The 18,460-nt window shown below is 38.4% G+C and carries 18 protein-coding genes and 1 pseudogene; all 19 read right to left on the reverse strand.

The features are described from left to right. Positions 1-8 precede the first annotated feature (8 nt). Entirely contained in the window at positions 9-2,159 is a 2,151-nt protein-coding gene (locus VJJ03_RS00230) for a TonB-dependent receptor (RefSeq protein ID WP_323973127.1), read from the reverse strand. 97 nt (positions 2,160-2,256) lie between these two features. Further along, positions 2,257-2,904 carry an HmuY family protein gene (locus VJJ03_RS00235; protein ID WP_323973129.1) on the reverse strand — a complete coding sequence of 216 codons (648 nt, stop codon included), beginning with the start codon at positions 2,902-2,904 and terminating at the stop codon, positions 2,257-2,259. A gap of 9 nt (positions 2,905-2,913) precedes the next feature. Beyond that, complete coding sequence (locus VJJ03_RS00240; protein ID WP_323973131.1) at positions 2,914-4,149, reverse strand: HmuY family protein; 1,236 nt, start codon at positions 4,147-4,149, stop codon at positions 2,914-2,916. A gap of 87 nt (positions 4,150-4,236) precedes the next feature. Further along, positions 4,237-4,863, reverse strand: a complete 627-nt coding sequence (locus VJJ03_RS00245) for an HmuY family protein (protein WP_009744650.1) — start codon at positions 4,861-4,863, stop codon at positions 4,237-4,239. A 125-nt stretch (positions 4,864-4,988) separates the two neighbouring features. Then, positions 4,989-5,810 carry a purine-nucleoside phosphorylase gene (locus VJJ03_RS00250; protein WP_009744651.1) on the reverse strand — a complete coding sequence of 274 codons (822 nt, stop codon included), beginning with the start codon at positions 5,808-5,810 and terminating at the stop codon, positions 4,989-4,991. A 186-nt stretch (positions 5,811-5,996) separates the two neighbouring features. Then, positions 5,997-9,101: a type I restriction endonuclease subunit R gene (locus tag VJJ03_RS00255; RefSeq protein ID WP_323973133.1), complete on the reverse strand. Its 3,105-nt coding sequence runs from the start codon at positions 9,099-9,101 to the stop codon at positions 5,997-5,999. A 131-nt stretch (positions 9,102-9,232) separates the two neighbouring features. Then, entirely contained in the window at positions 9,233-10,420 is a 1,188-nt protein-coding gene (locus VJJ03_RS00260; protein WP_323973135.1) for a restriction endonuclease subunit S, read from the reverse strand. Positions 10,421-10,422: 2 nt separating this feature from the next. Further along, a pseudogene (locus tag VJJ03_RS00265) lies at positions 10,423-11,446 on the reverse strand (virulence RhuM family protein). A 6-nt stretch (positions 11,447-11,452) separates the two neighbouring features. Continuing rightward, entirely contained in the window at positions 11,453-13,003 is a 1,551-nt protein-coding gene (locus tag VJJ03_RS00270; protein ID WP_323973137.1) for a type I restriction-modification system subunit M, read from the reverse strand. Between the two features lie 85 nt (positions 13,004-13,088). Continuing rightward, positions 13,089-13,577, reverse strand: coding sequence for a 50S ribosomal protein L17 (gene rplQ, locus VJJ03_RS00275; RefSeq protein WP_009744656.1), 489 nt, complete (start codon positions 13,575-13,577; stop codon positions 13,089-13,091). Between the two features lie 33 nt (positions 13,578-13,610). Further along, positions 13,611-14,603 carry a DNA-directed RNA polymerase subunit alpha gene (locus tag VJJ03_RS00280; protein WP_009744657.1) on the reverse strand — a complete coding sequence of 331 codons (993 nt, stop codon included), beginning with the start codon at positions 14,601-14,603 and terminating at the stop codon, positions 13,611-13,613. A gap of 20 nt (positions 14,604-14,623) precedes the next feature. Further along, positions 14,624-15,229 carry a 30S ribosomal protein S4 gene (gene rpsD / locus VJJ03_RS00285; RefSeq protein ID WP_009744658.1) on the reverse strand — a complete coding sequence of 202 codons (606 nt, stop codon included), beginning with the start codon at positions 15,227-15,229 and terminating at the stop codon, positions 14,624-14,626. A gap of 90 nt (positions 15,230-15,319) precedes the next feature. Beyond that, entirely contained in the window at positions 15,320-15,712 is a 393-nt protein-coding gene (gene rpsK, locus VJJ03_RS00290; protein ID WP_009744659.1) for a 30S ribosomal protein S11, read from the reverse strand. Between the two features lie 11 nt (positions 15,713-15,723). After that, a complete protein-coding gene (gene rpsM, locus VJJ03_RS00295) occupies positions 15,724-16,098 on the reverse strand; it encodes a 30S ribosomal protein S13 (protein ID WP_009744660.1) in 375 nt (124 codons plus the stop codon). Positions 16,099-16,101: 3 nt separating this feature from the next. Beyond that, a complete protein-coding gene (gene ykgO, locus VJJ03_RS00300; protein WP_002666762.1) occupies positions 16,102-16,218 on the reverse strand; it encodes a type B 50S ribosomal protein L36 in 117 nt (38 codons plus the stop codon). Between the two features lie 31 nt (positions 16,219-16,249). Further along, entirely contained in the window at positions 16,250-16,465 is a 216-nt protein-coding gene (gene infA / locus VJJ03_RS00305) for a translation initiation factor IF-1 (RefSeq protein WP_002666434.1), read from the reverse strand. Continuing rightward, entirely contained in the window at positions 16,465-17,793 is a 1,329-nt protein-coding gene (gene secY / locus VJJ03_RS00310) for a preprotein translocase subunit SecY (protein WP_009744661.1), read from the reverse strand. The genes infA and secY overlap by 1 nt, the downstream gene beginning before the upstream one ends. An 11-nt stretch (positions 17,794-17,804) precedes the next feature. Continuing rightward, the gene (rplO, locus tag VJJ03_RS00315) at positions 17,805-18,257 is read right to left on the reverse strand and encodes a 50S ribosomal protein L15 (RefSeq protein ID WP_009744662.1); all 453 of its coding nucleotides are present in this window, start codon (positions 18,255-18,257) and stop codon (positions 17,805-17,807) included. 20 nt (positions 18,258-18,277) lie between these two features. Next, positions 18,278-18,460, reverse strand: coding sequence for a 50S ribosomal protein L30 (rpmD, locus tag VJJ03_RS00320; protein ID WP_009744663.1), 183 nt, complete (start codon positions 18,458-18,460; stop codon positions 18,278-18,280).

An 18,460-nucleotide genomic window follows, 5' to 3' on the forward strand; every position in this document is an offset into this window, starting at 1 on the left:
TTATTTATTTACAAATTCCATTTTAACCCCACAAAGTAGGTTCTTCCGGGTGAAACGCTGGAGTAAAAACTCGTAGTCTTAGTTATATAATCAAAAAGATTATCTATTCCAGCATTCAAGGTAAGATGATAAGGTAATTTTTTAGAGAATTGTAGCCGCCAGATACTATAAGAAGGATAATATGTATAGGCATCTCCTTCCTCATAGATATTGGTTTCACTCACATATTTCCCACTAAGGATGATATTAGGGAGATATTTCATATCTGTCTGTTCTACGTATTCTGCTTTTAGAGTGAAGGTATGAGGACGTACATCATCCCTACTTTTGCTTGTTACATAATAGGCATAAGATCCTTTAAAACGGAAAGATTTGTTAGGACGATATGTTCCTGAAAATTCAGAACTTATAATGTCCGTATTTCCATCAAAATTGATATAACGAATGGTATCATTAGAACGTGACCAATGATAAGCAATCTTATCCTTCACTTTGGAATACTGAGTCATGGCTGTAATATTCCATTTCTTAGCATTAAAATCTACAGAAAAGTTAATATTATTACTCTTCTCAGGCTTCAAATCCTTATTTCCCATAATCTGAAATCCTCCTCCCCAGGGATGAAACCAATTAGTATAAAGTTCTTTTAACGTAGGAGAGCGAAAGCCTGTAGAATAACCTCCACGAAAGGTAAAGGCTTCTATCTTAAACATTCCTGACAAGCGATAGGTGAGGAATCCCTTAAAAAGAGAATGATAGTCCATTCTCACTCCTGTTACTAAAGTAAATGCATCAGAAAGAGCCCACTCTTGCTGAGTAAAAAGAGTGTAATTTTGAGCATTCTTTTTAGCTTCAGTTCCCGTATTATTAAACCGGAAACTTAAAAGTTCATCCGAGGACATCTCAGCCCCTACTACTAAAGAATGCTTTTTATAGAGTGACTGGTTATACTGCCCACCTGCTCGCCAAATAGAATTTTCATAGTTCTTATCTTTCTCTTTCAGAATTCTATAATACTTAAACTTATCATAACGGTCATACGCTCCTGAAAGGCTAAGTGTTTTATCCTCCTTTATCTTGTAATCGGACTTAAGTGCTATCGTATAGTTATAATAGCGATCTCTTAACTTTTTAGAGGATTCTGTCCCTGAATTTCGTTCACTAAAATAATAACTTGGAGTAAGTGTCAGATTCCATTTGGGTGAGAAATCCAATCTTACTTTAGGAGTAAATCCATAATTGGTATAGCCTGCAACATTAAGTTCTCCTTTCTCAGAATATATAATGGAATCCTTTTTGTAGGTTTTCAGAGGCTCCTTGTCTGTTAGAATATAAGGCTCTCTAAAATTATAGAAAGAGGAAAGACGGATGCTTCCCCATTTTTGCTTAGTTCCTAAGGATAAGTTCGCTTTATGGTCTTTCTTAGTATTATAAAGATATCCTACATTCATTTCTAAGGGCTTTTGTGTTTCCTTAGTAATAATATTAATTACCCCTCCCAGTGCATTAGAACCATAAAGAGAAGAAGATGCTCCCTTGATAATCTCAATACGCTCAATATTATCCAAATCTATACGATCATAATCAATATTATCAAAAGTCTCCCCTGCCATGCGTTCTCCATCCATAAGGAAAAGAACATATTTACCTCCGAAGCCCATCATATTAATATTAGGCATTCCTCCATTATAGGTAAAGTTGATCCCTGAAAATTCATTTTCCAAAAAAGATTGGAAGTCAGGAGCCTGAGATTTCTGTATATCCTTAGCGGTTATCACTTGTACTGTAATAGGTACATTCTTAAGATTACGCTCGGTACGGGTAGCAGTTACTACTACTTCTCCTACCTCTACTTCCTTATTTCTACAAAGAGTAAAAATATAATTTTTCTCATCTCTTTTTAGAGATACTTTAAAGAAACTGCCTTCATAGTCATCTTGAGTTACATAAAAATGATGAGTCCCTCTGGGTAAGCCTTGAAAAGAAAACCGTCCCTGAACATCTGTTTGTAGCTTTTTCTTCAGAGAAGTAAGCTCTATAGTCACCCCTGATAAAGGTTCTTTCGTTTGACAATCAATAACTTTCCCTGAAAAGGAATATTGTGCCCTCACACTCAACAGAGAAAAAAAGCAGCCTATAATAATGAAAATCTTTGACATTTATTGAATCTTTTTATTGAAAGAAAAATAGAATTGCTATACTTGGGAAAGACATAGCAATTCTATCAATTCACATAGATTAGAAAGGTATTATTATCTAAAACTTGCCATCCTCACTGAGGATATATTGGAAAGAAGGATAGTTTTCCTGTGTTCTATCATTATAGAAATCCGTTACTTGGAATTTAGCAAAAGCTCCCTTGGCGGTTCTAATAATATAGACAAACTTGGTAGGAGCATATACATTTGGCCACTTACCTCCTTTAGATTGCATGTTTTTAGGATTAAGTGATACATAACCTGTCTTGGTATCAAAACCTCCTGAAAGTAAATGGGAAAAAGTGTCATTCCTTTCTGTTAGGTTAGGGTAACTCCCATAATACATTACCCCCTTAGCATCCTGTATATATTCTTTTTCTTTAGGCAATGTAGCGATAGGAGCAGAAAAATCATTCCCTCCAACTCTTACAACTCCTGCTTTTCCCTTACCTGACTCACCTCCATTGAGTTTTACATAGTAGGCAAAAAAGGCTATATCCCAATCCAAACTATTTTGAGGGTCAGCCACCTCTACAATAGCATTTTTTTCAAAAGAATAATACACCCATTTTTTTTGTCCTGCATTGAGATTTTTCTCCTGCTTTACATTAGCAGGTTTTTTCTCTTCCTTATTATCATCCTTACTACAAGAGCTAAGTGTGAATACCCCCGCTAATAAGGTAGCAAATAATAATTTTACTTTCATGATTTTCTTTTATTCGCTTTTAGTTTTACTCAATTGGTATTTTAGCTTAGGAAAATTAGGCACTTTTTTATCTCCTATCTTTTTGTAGAAGTCGGTTACCTGTACCTTAGCATAAGTACCATCAGCTGTTTTTATAACATATACCCATTCGTTAGGACCAAATACACCTCCATTTTTCTTTCTCCATTCAGGAGAGGGATTGATTTGAATAGCCCCTGTGGTAGAACCAAAACCTCCTGTAAGTACGGGAGAGACATTTTCCTTTGATTCTGTTCCTTTCATACTCTTAAAGATAACTTCTTTATCTTTTTCAAATCCCTTTTTAGGAGTTTCTGTAACTTTAGCAAAATCTTTTTCCTCCAATCTCAAAGCTTCTGCTTTTCCTTTCCCAGAAGTACCTCCATTGAGTCTCACATAATACCCCTTGAAAGCAATATCCCAAGAGAGATCTTCTTCTGGTTTAACGGGAGTTACCTCTCCATTTTTTAGGGAAAAATATTTCCAATCTCCAGTGGCATCCAATTGTACTTCTTTTGCTTCATTACCAGAGAAATCCAAAGCTACTTTTTCTACAGGCTTAGGAGCTTCTTTTTCCCTTAAGAAGTCATAAGTAAAAGTAATATACCCTGATTTATTTTTATCATTAGTATATCCTGTAAGTTGGATTTTTACATATTTATCTCCTTTAGCTGTTTTGAGTACATATACATATTTAGTAATCTCAAAGTGAGGAGCGTTTTCCCCTTCTTTTGGGCGTTTGTAGTTATACCAACCTTTAGGATTTGTACTTTCTACAGTTCCTGAGATTACAGGATTTTTCTCTACTTCTGTTATAGATGGCTGTGTCTGTCCAGGTAAAGGGCGACCATATTCATTAACCTTTGTATCCTTTTGATAACCTTCAGCAGGGGCTTTGGTAATGGCAGCGAAATCTTTGCTGTTGGTATTCACTACTTCAGCTTCTCCTATGCCTGATACACCTCCATTGGTACGGATATTAAAGCGGTTAAAAGCAATATCCCAATTATCACTTGTTTTAGGATTGGTTACTTCTACTACTTTACCTGTTTCAAAAGAGAAATAAGTCCACTTCTGCTGATCGGAGGCATCTAAGTTCTTAATTTCTTTTGCTGTTTTTTCTGGTGTAGGTTTTGGCTTAGGTTCCTCTTTGTTATCATCCTTACTACAAGAGGTAAAGGTCATGAGCCCTACAAGAAGTGCGGGCACTAAAAATTTTACTTTCATCTTACTTCGAGTTTTATTAATTTTGTGGGTGCAAAGATACAATTTTATTTAGAATAAAAAAAAATAAATGGATTATTTTATCCTTATTTAAAATTTACCTCCTTCAGCGAATTGATAGCTAAAAGCTGGATATCCTCCTTTTCCTTCACTACTTGTATAATCGGTAAATTGTAGCTTCAAAGGCTTCCCTTCTGCCGTTTTTACCACATATACATACTTGGTTATACCATAAATATCACCCTTGCCTGTCATCATATTAGCCATGTCAATAGTAACATAGCCTGTAGTATTCTCTCCTTTTATACCGCCCGAGATGGTTGCAGAAAAACTTCCTTTTGTAGGCTTAGGAGGCATTCCTAATGACATTACTCCTTGCTTATCTTTACTATAACCAGAAGCAGGTACTTCTTTAACCTCTGATAGGACTGTTTTATCTGTTTTGATTACCTCTGCTTGCCCTTTGCCTGAATCACCTCCGTTAAGCTTTACATAATAACGGTTAAAAGCAATATCCCAATCCAAAGAAGTCTTTGGGTCTTCCACTGTAACTTCCTTGCCTTTGGCAAAGGAGAAATACTTCCAATCAGTTCCTGAGGCATTCACTACAGCAGATTTCTCTTTCTTATTTTCTTCTTTTTTACTTTCCTCTTTGCTACAAGAGGCAAATACGAACAATCCTGTTACTAAAACAGGAATCAAAATTCTCATTTTCATTTTATATAAATATTTAATAAGCTGCAAATTTACGATTTATTTTTAATTAAACAAAATAAGAATAAATTATTATGAATAAAAAAAAGACACTTTATTCAGTGCCTTTTCAAAAAGTTAATCTCATTTTACGAATTTTCTCGTTTTACAAACTCTCTCACCAAGTTCAATACTTTCGGCATGGCATTATTCACCGCATGGAGTACTTCTGTATGAGATACGTTTGGAGCAATGCCAGCACCTCCTAAATCTGAAATAATAGAGAGGGCAAAGACCTTCATTCCCTGATGACGAGCAACGATTACTTCAGGAACAGTACTCATTCCTACGGCATCTCCACCTATGGCACGTACCATACCATATTCTGATGGAGTTTCAAAAGTAGGTCCTTGCAAGCCTACATATACTCCTTTTTGAAGTTTTGTTCCCTGCTCCTTAGCTATAGTTTCTGCAAGAGTAATCATAGCACGATTATAAGCCTCACTCATATCAGGGAAACGAGTGCCAAATTTTTCCAAGTTCCTGCCTCGCAAAGGGTGCTCAGGGAACATATTAATATGGTCGCGAATTACCATAATATCTCCAATAGAAAAATTAGGATTAACCCCTCCGGAGGCATTGGAGACAATGAGTTTTTTTATTCCTAAAAGGTGAAAAATACGGATGGGAAAAGTAACCTCCTGCATGGGATAACCTTCATAGTAATGGAAACGCCCGCTCATTAGAAGGACATACTTACCTGCTAAAGTACCATAGATAAGTTTGTTACCATGTCCCTCTACCGTGGATTGTGGGAAATTAGGAATGCCGGCATAGGGAATTTCCACAATAGGGGTTACTTCATCCTGTAAGGAAGATAGTCCAGAGCCAAGTATAATAGCAAATTCTGGGGTCTGTTCCTTAATAAATTGTCGGATATAATGAGCTGTCTGCTCGTATTTTTCGTACATAACTTATGATTTTTATGCCACAAAGGTACGGCTTTTTTAGGGATTATCCTGCTTATGTGGAAAAGTATTTATCATTTCAATATAATTATTTCACATTTACTTTTGAAATTAGCTCGTCTATATGACTAATTGATTGAGAAAAACATACTGACCAAAAAAACTTAAAAAACATTTGTCAATCTATTATCATACCTCACCTCCTACGCCTTTGTACTTTTCTACAAAAGCAGCTATTTTGCGAAAGACAGTTTGTTTTTTGGTTCGATATTGTGGATTTAACGGACTCATTTTAGGCAAAATGCTATTGAGGTCAGTGCCATTTTCGCTGGCGTATTCTCGTTTTAGAGAAAGCTGTATATATCGTTTAGCCGCCTCTTCATTTAAGTTTTCTTCTGCGATTAGCTCGGCAGCTTCAGCTTTTTGTCGCTCTTGGGCATAAGTGAAGAACGCTGCTATGATAGTCGGTTTGTCGTCAATAGTATCTAAATTAGTTTCGTTGATAAAATCGACAATAAGACCTTCTTTAGCACGGTTACCTATGCTGGCACGGATAATGCGACGCACTTCCTCTACTAAAGCCTCTTTGTTTTTGTTCTTTTTGTGGTGTTCTAAGATGAGTTCGAGGATATAATCGAGGTCTATTTCTTGAGATTTGAGCAAATCTACTTCAAAAACCACCTCTTCCCAGTCAATTAACTGTTTTTCTTGCGCTGCATTCTCTCGTTCCTTGCTTACCCAATCACGTATATCGTTATAAGTGGATTTATAATCTTGCACTAATCGTTCTTTGAGTACCTCTAATTGTACCATAGAAGCGATTTGCTCTTCGGTTAGGAAATGCTCCTCGGCAAAGGCTTTTAACGCTTCAGGATCGTTTTTATCAATCGTTTGTAGCGCTTTGAGATGGGCAAACTCATCATAGTTCTGCAAGATGTTTTCCACCTGCAAATATTCACCAAAAAGTTTTACAAAGGCTTTCTTATCGGCTGTAGTGTGAATTTCATCAGGGTCGGGGAATTGTTCTTTTAGTTCTTTTACAATTTCGTTATAGCCTCGGCAAGCTTTACCAGTAATGATATCAGTAAAGCCCTCAAGATACTCTTGGTAGCTTTTTTCGAGGATTACATTCTTGGTGCTCTTATCGCCGAAAAGGGTAATAGCATCGATGGTAGCTTTTTCTAAATCGCGGAAAGTAACGATATTACCAAAGCTCTTAGTGCTGTTGTAGATGCGATTGGTGCGAGAATAAGCCTGCAAAAGTCCGTGATAGCGCAAGTTTTTGTCTACAAACAACGTATTGAGCATAGGGGCATCAAAACCAGTGAGGAACATACCCACTACTATCATCAGGTCGACTTCTTGATTTTTCACACGGTTACTCAAATCGCGATAGTAGTTTTCAAACGATTTGCTTTCTAATGAAAAACTTGTTTTAAACATCGCATTATAGTCGGTAATGACTTTTTCCAAAAACTCTTTGGCACTGACGTCCATAGCGGAAGGTTCGAAAGTTTCGTCGGTAATGTCGCCTATAGCATTTTGTTCTTCATTGGCAGTATAAGAAAAGATAGTCGCTATCTTAAGCGGTCGGTCGCTATCTTTTTGCAAGGCGTTGAGCTCTTGGTAGTAGCATTTGGCAGCCTCTACACTACTAACGGCAAACATCGCATTGAAGCCCTTATTACTGCCCTCATTCCTGTGGGTTTTGAGGCGGAAATTGCGCAAAATGTACGTAGATATTTCCCTAATACGTTCGGGGTGTAGCAAGAGGCGTTTGTTTTCGGCAGCACTGAGTTTAGCTTCATCTTGCTCGGTTTCTATACCCTTAAATTGTGGACGTACATCGTTGTAATCTACTTTGAATTTCAGTACTTTTTCATCGCGAATGGCATCGGTAATTACGTAGGCGTGCAGTTCGCGACCAAACACGCTGGCAGTAGTTTCGCTTCCCAAGGCATTGTCGGGGAAAATAGGGGTGCCTGTAAAACCAAATTGGTAGTACTTTTTGAACTTCTTTTTAAGGTTCTTTTGCGCTTCACCAAATTGTGAACGGTGTGCCTCATCGAAGATGAAGACAACTTGCTGGTCGTATACCGGCAAATGCTCTTCACTCCTCATCAGGTTGTTGAGTTTCTGGATAGTAGTAACAATAATTTTATGGTCGTTCTTAGTTAAATTCTGTTTGAGTCCAGCAGTACTACCTGAGCCATTTACACTGTCGGGCGAAAATCGTTGGTACTCCTTCATCGTTTGATAGTCCAAATCTTTGCGGTCTACCACAAAGAACACTTTATCGATAAAATCGAGCTGGGTAGCCAATTGGGCAGCCTTAAAGCTAGTGAGTGTTTTGCCCGAACCTGTAGTGTGCCATATATAACCACCTCCCTCAAGAGAGCTCCAGTGCTTAGCCTGATAGGCACTTTTTATCTTCCAGAGCAGTCGCTCGGTAGCGGCTATTTGGTAGGGGCGCATCACTAATAGTGTGTCGCTTACATCAAGCACGGAATAGGTGAGTAGCACTTGTAATAAAGTGTTTTTCTGGAAGAAAGTAGCGGTAAAATCCTTAAGGTCTTTGATGAGCGTATTATCGGCTTTTGCCCAATTCATCGTAAAGTCGAAACTGTTTTTATTACGCTTTACGGTATTAGCAAAATAGCGGGTATCGGTACCGTTGGAAATGACAAAGAGTTGTAGGTATTTGTACAGAGAACTCTCGCTGTTGAAACTCTCTTTGCTATAGCGATGCACTTGGTTGAACGCCTCACGGATAGCCACCCCTCGTTTTTTGAGTTCGATTTGCACTAAGGGCAACCCATTCACTAAAATCGTTACATCATAACGATTGGCGTGAGAGCCTTTCTGTTCGAACTGGTTGATGACCTGTACCTTATTGCGAATGATATTTTTCTTATCTACCAAATAGATATTTTGTATATGCCCATCGTCGAACACAAAGTCGTAGATATAATCGCGGTGCAGTTTGCGCGATTTTTCTACCAAGTTATCGCTGGGGGCATCTAAATATTCCTCTACAAAGCGTGCCCATTCGGCATCGGTAAAGATTACGCTGTTGAGGTTTTGCAGCTGCGTGCGCACATTTGCCAAGAGTGCTGCGGGGGTAGTAAGCTGCGGCAGGTATTCATAGCCTTGTTCTACCAAATCCTCTATAAATTCGCGTTCTAAAGCATTCTCGCTTTGGTAAGTGGCGGGTGCTTCGCTCACTTTAGAGAGCTTAGTATAATTGTCTAAAACGATGTAGTTTTGTGTTTCGGCGATAGTGTTGTAGGTCATAATATGATTATAATTTATTTTATCTTATCTGTAAGGGCAAAGTCAGCGAGCTGGCGCAGCTGAGTATGTGAGGCAATTCGTCTTCAAACAACAATCCTTCCTCAATATTTAGGGTCAATTGCCATTGACCCCTACGAGGGGAACGACAATAATTTCTCCCTATAATACTCGTATTGTTTTCTGCGTAGGGCAATTTCTTTGGGCAGCCCCTCGCTGATAGAATTTACTAAAGTATCGAACTTATCGAGAATAGAGGCAATGCGTTGTTGCTCTTCTAATGGGGGGAGAGGGATTTGAACTTGTTGGAGTTCTTTCATCGGTATACTCTTCACAGTACCTCCAGCTGATTTACTTATAATTTTATCTTTTATTTTTTGACTACTCAGAATATGACGAACATAACCAGATGTTATCATAGAATGATTAGGTTTTAAAGAATATACCCCTTCTTTAATATTCCAATTAATAGGTTTTTCTTTGATAATAGCAGTTTCTCCTATTGTCCCTGTTCCTGAAAAAAGGATATCCCCAACCTCTAAATTAGAACGTTTCTGACAAAGTTTTAGAGCTTCATCATTTATTTTATCTGTTTTGTCTGAAGGGATAATCTTACCATCTTTTAATTCTCTAATTGTTATGTAATAGTGGTTAGCATCACTGGTATTTAATGTAAAAAACTGTCGAGGGTTCAATCCTGTTTTTATTGATAAAAGTACTTCCCCCAGCGTTTTCCATTCCACTTCATTTCTTTCATAACTCAACAACTTATTGCGATAGTATTCATACTGCCGCTTGCGGCAGTCCAGCTCCGCCTCCAGCTGGGTGAACTTATCCAAAATACGGACAATCTCTTGCTGAACAGAAAGAGGAGGAAGAGGGATTTTTTTATTAGCATAGTTACTAATCCATTGTCGTTTATGATCACCTTCTATAAGTTCACTTGGTAAAGTGTTTAGCCAATAATAAATATACTTCAATGATACCTCTTCCTCATTTTTAGAGGTAATCATCTTCATTGCAGATGATTTGGCTTTGAAGTCAAAATCTACCCATTTGTTAGCTGTTGTAAAATCGTCAAAAATTATAACAGGGCTTATAGAAGCCTTATAAATACCTTCTGTTTCATCTGTATAACCAAGAATAAATGTTTTACCAGCAGTTAATACAGGAGTAGGATATATATCCTTATAATTACTTGACTTTACTAGATATTTTGTTGGCTGTTCATATTCCGCTATCTCTCCCAGAGGTTTCCATACTACTTCAGCGCCTTGCAGGAGATGTTCTATATAAGGGAATATTTTTGGTTCTTGTGTCATTGTTATTTGTGTTTTGTTTTCAATAGCTTAGCTGTGTTTTTCTCCAATGCTTTTAAACTCTCTAAATAGGATTGTTCTATAGGCGATAGTGTGCGTGCTTCATAAGCTCGGTATTCTTGTATTGCTTTCTGCTCGGCCTGTTCGTGACTGACAGTCCCTGCTCCTTTCAATACTCCTTTGCCGTAATTGGCTGAAAATTTATCTAATTCATCTACCCAATCTTGCATATACATGGGGCTTTGTGTTTGTGCTTTAAGCTCTGCCAAATCAAAAAAGGCAGAAACAAGACGGTTTAAGCGGAATAGTTCTTCTTCTGTAAGATAATTCTTTGCTATTTTAGCCTCGTTTAGGGTAGGCAAAGCTCCTTTAAAAGTTGTAAGCCCCATAAAATCTTTAGTACTATCTGCTCTGCGATATCAGTTCAGCCGATGTTTGCTCGCTACAGGCATAATGCAGTTTGTTTTGTACTATTTTAAAAAAAGTAAGGGTTATTTCACTTTTAGAGTTGTAATCCCTACTGGTAGCATACAAATCGAGCACTTGGCGGTATAGCGCCTTTTCACTTGAGCGGATATCTCGTATTCTATTGAGGAGCTCTTTCCAATAATTTCCACCTCCATTGCCTTTTAGGCGCTCATCATCCATCGTAAAACCTTTTACAATGTATTCTTTTAATCTCTCAGTAGCCCATTGCCTAAAGCGTGTTCCTTGTACAGAACGAACACGATAACCCACAGAAATAACAACTTCTAAATTGTAATATTTTACTTCTCTTTCTTGAGTTTTTCCTTCTATAGCACCGTGTTGAGTGGTATGTCGGAATTTCCGACATACCACTTTTTCATCCAATTCTCCTTCCTCAAAAATATGAGAGATATGCTCTGTTATGGTAGTACGTCCCTTTCCAAACAATGTGGCCATCTGTTCTTGTGTAAGCCACACTGTCTCACCTTCTACCCTTACATCTATCTGTACCGCACCATCTTCACGCTGATAAAGTATGATATCTTCTTTTTGAGCTTCCATATTTATCTATTGGTTTTCTATTTCTCTAATAATTCCCTCAATATCAGTCCTCAGTTCATTAATCCGCACTACGGTTTGCGCTACTTCGGCGTTGAGTTGCTTGATATCTATCACCTCGCGGGTGTCCTTTGCTTCTATATACGAACTAACGGATAGGTTGTAGTCATTTTCGGCTATCTGCTCGTTGTCTACCTGCACAGCGGTGTGAGGTACCGTCTCTTTGTCAGCAAAAATACTAACAATACGCGCTATATGGTCATCGGTCAGTACGTTGTTGTTAGTTTCTTTCTTAAAAAAGTCCTCACCACTGGCATCGATAAATTGGGTTCGGGTGTCGGGTTTGTGTTTGGAAAGTACCAATATATTTACCGCAATGCTGGTGCCGTAGAAAAGGTTGGGTGGTAGGGCAATAACGGTTTCTACATAGTTGTTATCGATGAGGTATTTACGGATTTTCTGCTCGGCACCTCCACGGTAGAAGATACCAGGGAAACACACAATGGCGGCGCGCCCCTTAGCGGAAAGGTAACTGAGGGAGTGCAAGACAAAGGCAAAGTCGGCTTTGGATTTTGGGGCTAATACACCTGCTGGCGCAAAACGGTCGTCATTGATAAGGGTAGGGTCGTCGCTACCTATCCAGTTCACCGAATAAGGAGGATTGGAAACGATGGCATCAAAAGGTTTTTCATCACCAAAACAAGGGTTGATAAGCGTATCGCCTAAAGCAATATCAAACTTGTCATAGTTGATATTGTGCAGGAACATATTCATACGAGCCAAGTTGTAGGTGGTATGATTGATTTCTTGCCCAAAAAAACCTTCTTCTATCTGGTAGTCATCGAAGTGTTTTTTAGCTTGTAGTAGGAGAGAGCCTGACCCACAAGCAGGGTCGTAAATCTTATTGACCCTTGACTGCCCATGGAGGGCAAGCTGAGCAATGAGCTTGGAGACATGCTGAGGGGTAAAGAACTCCCCGCCCGATTTGCCTGCATTGGCAGCATAGTTAGAGATGAGGAACTCATAAGCATCGCCAAAGAGGTCAATTTGGTGGTTTTCAAAATCGCCAAAACTAAGCCCTGCCACTCCGTTAATTACCGCGGCGAGGCGTTTGTTTTTTTCCTCAACGGTATTGCCAAGGCGGTTGGAGGTAGTGTCGAAGTCGGCAAACAGTCCTTTGATATCTGCTTCAGAGGGGTAGCCATTGGCGGAACTTTCGATAGCCGAGAAGATAGCCGCTAAATCGGTATTGAGATTGGAATTGGTATTCGCATTTTTGGCTACATTTACAAACAACTGAGAGGGGTAGATAAAATAACCCTTAGTTTTCGTAGCATCGTCTTTTATTTCAGGGGTAATAGCCTCATCGGGCAGCTGAGCGTACTGCACACTCTCATCGCCACCTTCGATGAAATTAGTAAAATTCTCGCTGATAAAACGATAGAAAAGGGTACCTAAAATAAATTGTTTAAAATCCCAACCATCTACCGCGCCGCGTACTTCATTGGCTATCTTCCAAATAGCGGCTTGTAATTCTTCTCTTTGCTTGATACTTGTCATTACCTGTTACTTTAAGAAGCAAAGGTACACTTTTTCAAGACATTTTACAACAAAAAACCGCCCTATGTTTAAGGCGGTTTTTATTTTATGCTTCAGAGGAAGTCTCTTCCTTTGCCTGTGGCGCTTCAGGAGTAGGCTGCTCTGCTGCCTTTTTCCCTCCTCGTCCCCTACGAGTAGATTTTTTCTTAGCAGTTCCCTTAGGTGAGTATCCTGCTTCATTATAATCTACCAATTCAATAAGAGCCATCTCAGCGTTATCTCCCAATCGGTTACCAAGTTTGATGATACGGGTGTATCCACCTGGACGGTTAGCTACCTTCACTGAAATATTCTTGAAAAGTTCAGTAACGGCATATTTGCTATGTAATCGGCTGAATGCTATACGACGATTATGTGTAGTATCCTCCTTAGATCTGGTAATCAAAGGTTCTACAAATATCTTCAAAGCTTTAGCTTTAGCCAAAGTAGTATTGATTCGCTTATGCTGTATTAAAGAACAAGCCATATTCGCCAACATAGATTTTCTATGAGCGGCGGTTCTTCCTAAATTATTTATTTTATCTCCGTGTCTCATTTTCGTTGAATTAATATATTATAACAGAATTTACTATTCTTTTTCTAATTTGTACTTTGACAGATCCATTCCGAAAGTAAGTCCTTTGCTTTCTACCAACTCATCAAGTTCAGTAAGTGATTTTTTACCAAAGTTACGGAATTTCATCAAATCAGTTTTAGTAAAAGAAACCAAATCCCCTAAAGTATCTACTTCGGCTGCTTTGAGGCAGTTCAGTGCGCGTACAGAAAGATCCATATCAATCAATTTGGTCTTAAGGAGTTGGCGCATGTGTAAAGATTCTTCATCATAGCTTTCTGGCTGTACCACCTCTTCTGGTTCAATAGTAATACGCTCATCAGAGAAAAGCATAAAGTGATGAATCAATGTTTTAGCCGCTTCCATTAAGGCATCCTTAGGATGAATAGACCCGTCTGTTTTGATTTCAAAAATCAACTTTTCATAATCGGTTTTTTGTTCTACTCGATAGTTCTCAATACTGTATTTTACATTCTTAATAGGAGTAAAAATAGCATCAGTAGGGATGGTTCCCACAGGCATATTAGGTTTGGCATTTTCCTCAGCGGAAACATATCCCATACCCTTATCAATGGTAATATCCATTTTGATTTCTACCTCGGGTTCCATATTACAAATTACCAAATCGGGGTTCAGTACTTGAAATCCTGTTATAAATTTTTGAAAATCACCCGCAGTCAATTGTTTCTTTCCTGTTACAGAAATGGATGCTTTTTCATGATCGGTTCCTTCTGTTTGCAGTTTGAAACGCACTTGCTTCAAGTTCAAAATAATTTCAGTAACATCTTCTACTACCCCTGCGATTGTGGAGAATTCATGTTCTACTGTATCTATTTTAACCGAAGTGATTGCGTAGCCCTCTAAGGAGGAGAGCATCACTCGTCGTAATGCGTTACCAATGGTGAGTCCATAACCAGGTTCCAAGGGGCGAAACTCAAACTTGCCCTCGAACTCGGAGGATTCAATCATGATAACCTTATCTGGTTTTTGAAAATTGAATAATGCCATAATCTGACTGCTGACTAATATTATTTAGAGTACAACTCTACGATTAATTGTTCTTTAATGTTTTCAGGTATCTGAATACGCTGAGGGAGTGCCACAAAAGTACCTTCCATTTTTTCAGGATTCCAAGTAATCCATTCATATACAGAGCTGTTACTTGCTAAGGCATTTTCTATCACAGTAAGCGATTGTGACTTGTGACGTACTCCTACAATATCTCCTGCCTTTAGAGAGTAAGAAGGGATATTCACTACTTCACCATTAACAGTAATATGACGGTGAGAAACAAGCTGACGAGCAGCACGGCGAGAAGGGGCTATCCCCATACGATATACTACATTATCCAAGCGAGCTTCACAGAGTTGAAGCAATACTTCACCGGTAACTCCTTTGCTACGGCGCGCCTTTTCATACATATTTTGGAATTGTCGTTCCAAAATTCCATAGGTATATTTTGCTTTTTGTTTTTCTTGTAGCTGGATTGCATACTCAGAGCGTTTTGCTCTCTTACGATTAATTCCATGCTGTCCGGGAGGATAGTTTTTCTTAGCAAAAGACTTATCTTCACCGAAAATCGCTTCCCCAAATTTACGAGCGATTTTACTTTTAGGGCCTATATATCTTGCCATTTTACATTTTTTTGTTTAAAAGTGAGAGAGGATTATGAATTAAGGCTTATCCTTCGATAATCGGAGCCCTCTCCCATAGGTTATAACTTGTTATACTTTACGTCTTTTTGGAGGACGACAACCATTGTGAGGAAGTGGAGTTACATCAACAATTTCAGTAACTTCTATCCCAGCATTATGAATACTTCTGATGGCAGACTCTCTACCTACTCCAGGACCCTTTACGAATACCCGTACTTTCTTAAGTCCTGCGTCAAAAGCCATTTTAGCGGCATCTTCAGCAGCTACTTGAGCAGCATAAGGAGTATTCTTTTTAGAGCCTCTGAACTTCATCTTTCCTGCAGAAGACCAAGAAATCACATCTCCCTTTTTGTTAGTTAAGGAGATAATGATATTATTGAAAGTAGCTGAGATATGTGCTTCTCCTGAAGATTCTATAACTACTTTACGTTTTTTGGTAACTTTTGTATTTGTTTTTGCCATATCGCTACTTATTATTTAGTTGCTTTCTTCTTGTTAGCAACAGTTTTTCGTTTTCCTTTTCTTGTACGAGAGTTATTTTTTGTTTTTTGACCGCGTAAAGGCAATCCAGAGCGGTGACGGATACCACGGTAACAACCAATATCCATAAGTCGCTTAATATTTAATTGCACTTCTGAACGCAATTCTCCCTCTATTTTATAGGATGAAACTGCTTCACGGATACGAGTGATTTGCTCATCGTTCCAGTCGCTTACTTTGATGTCTTCATCTACTTGAGCTTTTTTTAAAATTTCTTTAGCTCTGCTTTTACCAATTCCAAAAATATAGGTAAGTCCTATGACGCCTCTTTTGTGTTTTGGTAAGTCAATACCTGCTATTCGTGCCATAATTTATCCTTGTCTTTGTTTGAATCTCGGATTCTTTTTATTAATTACGTACAATACCCCTTTTCTTCGTACAATCTTGCACTCAGGGCTTCTTTTCTTAATAGATGCTCTTACTTTCATCTGTTGTCTGTTTTAAAAACGAATTTTATTATTAATATCGGTAAGTAATGCGTGCCTTGGTAAGGTCATAGGGAGTCATTTCAAGTTTTACTCTATCACCAGGAAGGAGCTTTATGTAGTGCATACGCATTTTCCCAGATATATGAGCCGTTACCACATGACCATTATCCAACTCCACACGGAACATTGCATTAGAGAGTGACTCTATGATAGTCCCATCTTGTTCTATCGCTGCTTGCTTTGCCATTATCTCCTCTTTTTACCTGTTTTCATAAGACCATCGTAATGACGGTTGAGTAGATATGAATTCACTTGTTGCATTGTATCAATAGCTACCCCTACCAAGATGAGCAAGGAGGTACCCCCATAGAATAATGCCCATTGTTGGTCTATCTCCAATAAAGGTATCTTATTGACTATAGCAGGAAGTACTGCAATAGCTACTAAGAATAAAGAACCTGGGAAAGTGATAAGGGACATAATCTTATCCAAATACTCACTGGTTTCCTGTCCTGGTTTTACTCCTGGTATAAACCCTCCATTACGCTTAAGGTCATCAGCCATCTTATTACTTGGAACAGTAATTGCAGTGTAGAAATAAGTGAAGATGATAATAAGCAATCCAAAGAGTACATTATACCAAAACTCAAAAGGTGAACGGAAAGCGTTCTGGATACGTATTGCCCAATCTGATTTAGAAAGGCCTGCTAGCGCAGCTGGAACGAACATAATTGCTTGTGCAAAGATGATCGGCATTACTCCTGCTGAATTAAGCTTCAGAGGAATATACTGTCTTGCTCCAAAGATATTTCTCTCTACTTGCCCTCCTGTAGTTCTTCTTGCATATTGTACAGGGATTTGTCTTACAGCCAAAGTAAGATAGATACATCCCAAAATAACCAATAACCATAAAAGAATTTCTACAATTACAATCATAGGGCTGTGTACCCTATTCATCTCACCGAAGAAAGCATGAGGCATACGAGCGATAATCCCTACCATAATAAGTAAAGAAATACCATTCCCCACTCCTTTATCAGTAATTTTCTCACCAAGCCACATAGCAAAAATGGTTCCTGTTACTAAGATAATTACTGAAGGAATAATAAAACTTAATCCTTTTCCTAAAAGGAAGGCTTCTTCAGGGACTCCCAAAGCACTGATGGAATAAAGATAGGCAGGAGCTTGAACAATACAAATAGCAATAGTAAGCCAACGTGTAATCTGATTGATTCGCCTACGTCCACTTTCTCCTTCTTGTTGTAACTTTTGCAAATAAGGAATGGCAATTCCCATAAGCTGTACCACAATAGAGGCAGAGATATAAGGCATAATTCCCAAGGCAAATACAGAGGCTTTAGCAAATGCTCCCCCTGTGAAAGCATTAAGAATATCTAACAAACCTCCTTCCGAAGTTTTTTGAGTAAGATTACTTAATTTCTCCGCATCAATCCCTGGAAGAATGATATGTGCACCAAAGCGATATACCAAAAGAATTCCCAAAGTAAGGATAATACGGTTACGTAATTCCTCTATTTTCCAAACATTCGTTAAGGTCTCTACAAACTTCTTCATAAGATATTATATTAGAGCGTTATAGCTTCTCCTCCTAATTTTTCAACGGCTTCTTTAGCGCTAGCTGTAAATTTATGAACAGAGATTTTAAGTTTTGTTTTTAACTCTCCTCCACCAAGAATCTTTACTAAATCAGATCTTTTAGCTAAACGATTTTCTACTAAAATATCTATATTTACAGTATCGGTAACAATCCCCTTATCCACTAATTCTTGTAGTTTTCCAAGGTTGATACCTGTATATTCCTTACGGTTGAAGTTTTTGAAACCAAATTTTGGTACGCGACGTTGAAGAGGCATCTGTCCTCCTTCAAAGCCAATTTTGGTAGCGAACCCAGAGCGAGATTTAGCTCCTTTGTGTCCACGTGTGGAGGTGCCTCCTTTACCTGAACCTTGTCCTCTACCTACGCGCTTCCCTTCTTTGTGTACTGAACCTTGTGCAGGTTTCAAATTACTTAAATTCATAATTAAATGCTACTTTTTTGTTATGCTTCTTGTACAGAAACTAAGTGTTTTACTTTATTAACCATTCCCAAGATACTTGGGGTAGCCTCATGAGTTACCGACTTACCAATAGCTCCCAAGCCCAAAGAGGCGAGAGTTAACTTTTGAGTTTTGGCACGTTTTATGCTACTACGTATTTGTGTTACGATAATATTCTTTGCCAT

The organism is Capnocytophaga sp. G2, assembly GCF_035282625.1.
Taxonomy (GTDB): domain Bacteria; phylum Bacteroidota; class Bacteroidia; order Flavobacteriales; family Flavobacteriaceae; genus Capnocytophaga.

What these genes read in the sequence shown, in the direction of transcription:
- VJJ03_RS00230 (WP_323973127.1), bottom strand. Translation starts at nt 2,159, where the DNA reads ATGTCAAAGATTTTCATTATTATAGGCTGCTTTTTTTCTCTGTTGAGT.
- VJJ03_RS00235 (WP_323973129.1), bottom strand. Translation starts at nt 2,904, where the DNA reads ATGAAAGTAAAATTATTATTTGCTACCTTATTAGCGGGGGTATTCACA.
- VJJ03_RS00240 (WP_323973131.1), bottom strand. Translation starts at nt 4,149, where the DNA reads ATGAAAGTAAAATTTTTAGTGCCCGCACTTCTTGTAGGGCTCATGACC.
- VJJ03_RS00245 (WP_009744650.1), bottom strand. Translation starts at nt 4,863, where the DNA reads ATGAAAATGAGAATTTTGATTCCTGTTTTAGTAACAGGATTGTTCGTA.
- VJJ03_RS00250 (WP_009744651.1), bottom strand. Translation starts at nt 5,810, where the DNA reads ATGTACGAAAAATACGAGCAGACAGCTCATTATATCCGACAATTTATT.
- VJJ03_RS00255 (WP_323973133.1), bottom strand. Translation starts at nt 9,101, where the DNA reads ATGACCTACAACACTATCGCCGAAACACAAAACTACATCGTTTTAGAC.
- VJJ03_RS00260 (WP_323973135.1), bottom strand. Translation starts at nt 10,420, where the DNA reads ATGACACAAGAACCAAAAATATTCCCTTATATAGAACATCTCCTGCAA.
- VJJ03_RS00270 (WP_323973137.1), bottom strand. Translation starts at nt 13,003, where the DNA reads ATGACAAGTATCAAGCAAAGAGAAGAATTACAAGCCGCTATTTGGAAG.
- rplQ (WP_009744656.1), bottom strand. Translation starts at nt 13,577, where the DNA reads ATGAGACACGGAGATAAAATAAATAATTTAGGAAGAACCGCCGCTCAT.
- VJJ03_RS00280 (WP_009744657.1), bottom strand. Translation starts at nt 14,603, where the DNA reads ATGGCATTATTCAATTTTCAAAAACCAGATAAGGTTATCATGATTGAA.
- rpsD (WP_009744658.1), bottom strand. Translation starts at nt 15,229, where the DNA reads ATGGCAAGATATATAGGCCCTAAAAGTAAAATCGCTCGTAAATTTGGG.
- rpsK (WP_009744659.1), bottom strand. Translation starts at nt 15,712, where the DNA reads ATGGCAAAAACAAATACAAAAGTTACCAAAAAACGTAAAGTAGTTATA.
- rpsM (WP_009744660.1), bottom strand. Translation starts at nt 16,098, where the DNA reads ATGGCACGAATAGCAGGTATTGACTTACCAAAACACAAAAGAGGCGTC.
- ykgO (WP_002666762.1), bottom strand. Translation starts at nt 16,218, where the DNA reads ATGAAAGTAAGAGCATCTATTAAGAAAAGAAGCCCTGAGTGCAAGATT.
- infA (WP_002666434.1), bottom strand. Translation starts at nt 16,465, where the DNA reads ATGGCAAAGCAAGCAGCGATAGAACAAGATGGGACTATCATAGAGTCA.
- secY (WP_009744661.1), bottom strand. Translation starts at nt 17,793, where the DNA reads ATGAAGAAGTTTGTAGAGACCTTAACGAATGTTTGGAAAATAGAGGAA.
- rplO (WP_009744662.1), bottom strand. Translation starts at nt 18,257, where the DNA reads ATGAATTTAAGTAATTTGAAACCTGCACAAGGTTCAGTACACAAAGAA.
- rpmD (WP_009744663.1), bottom strand. Translation starts at nt 18,460, where the DNA reads ATGGCAAAGAATATTATCGTAACACAAATACGTAGTAGCATAAAACGT.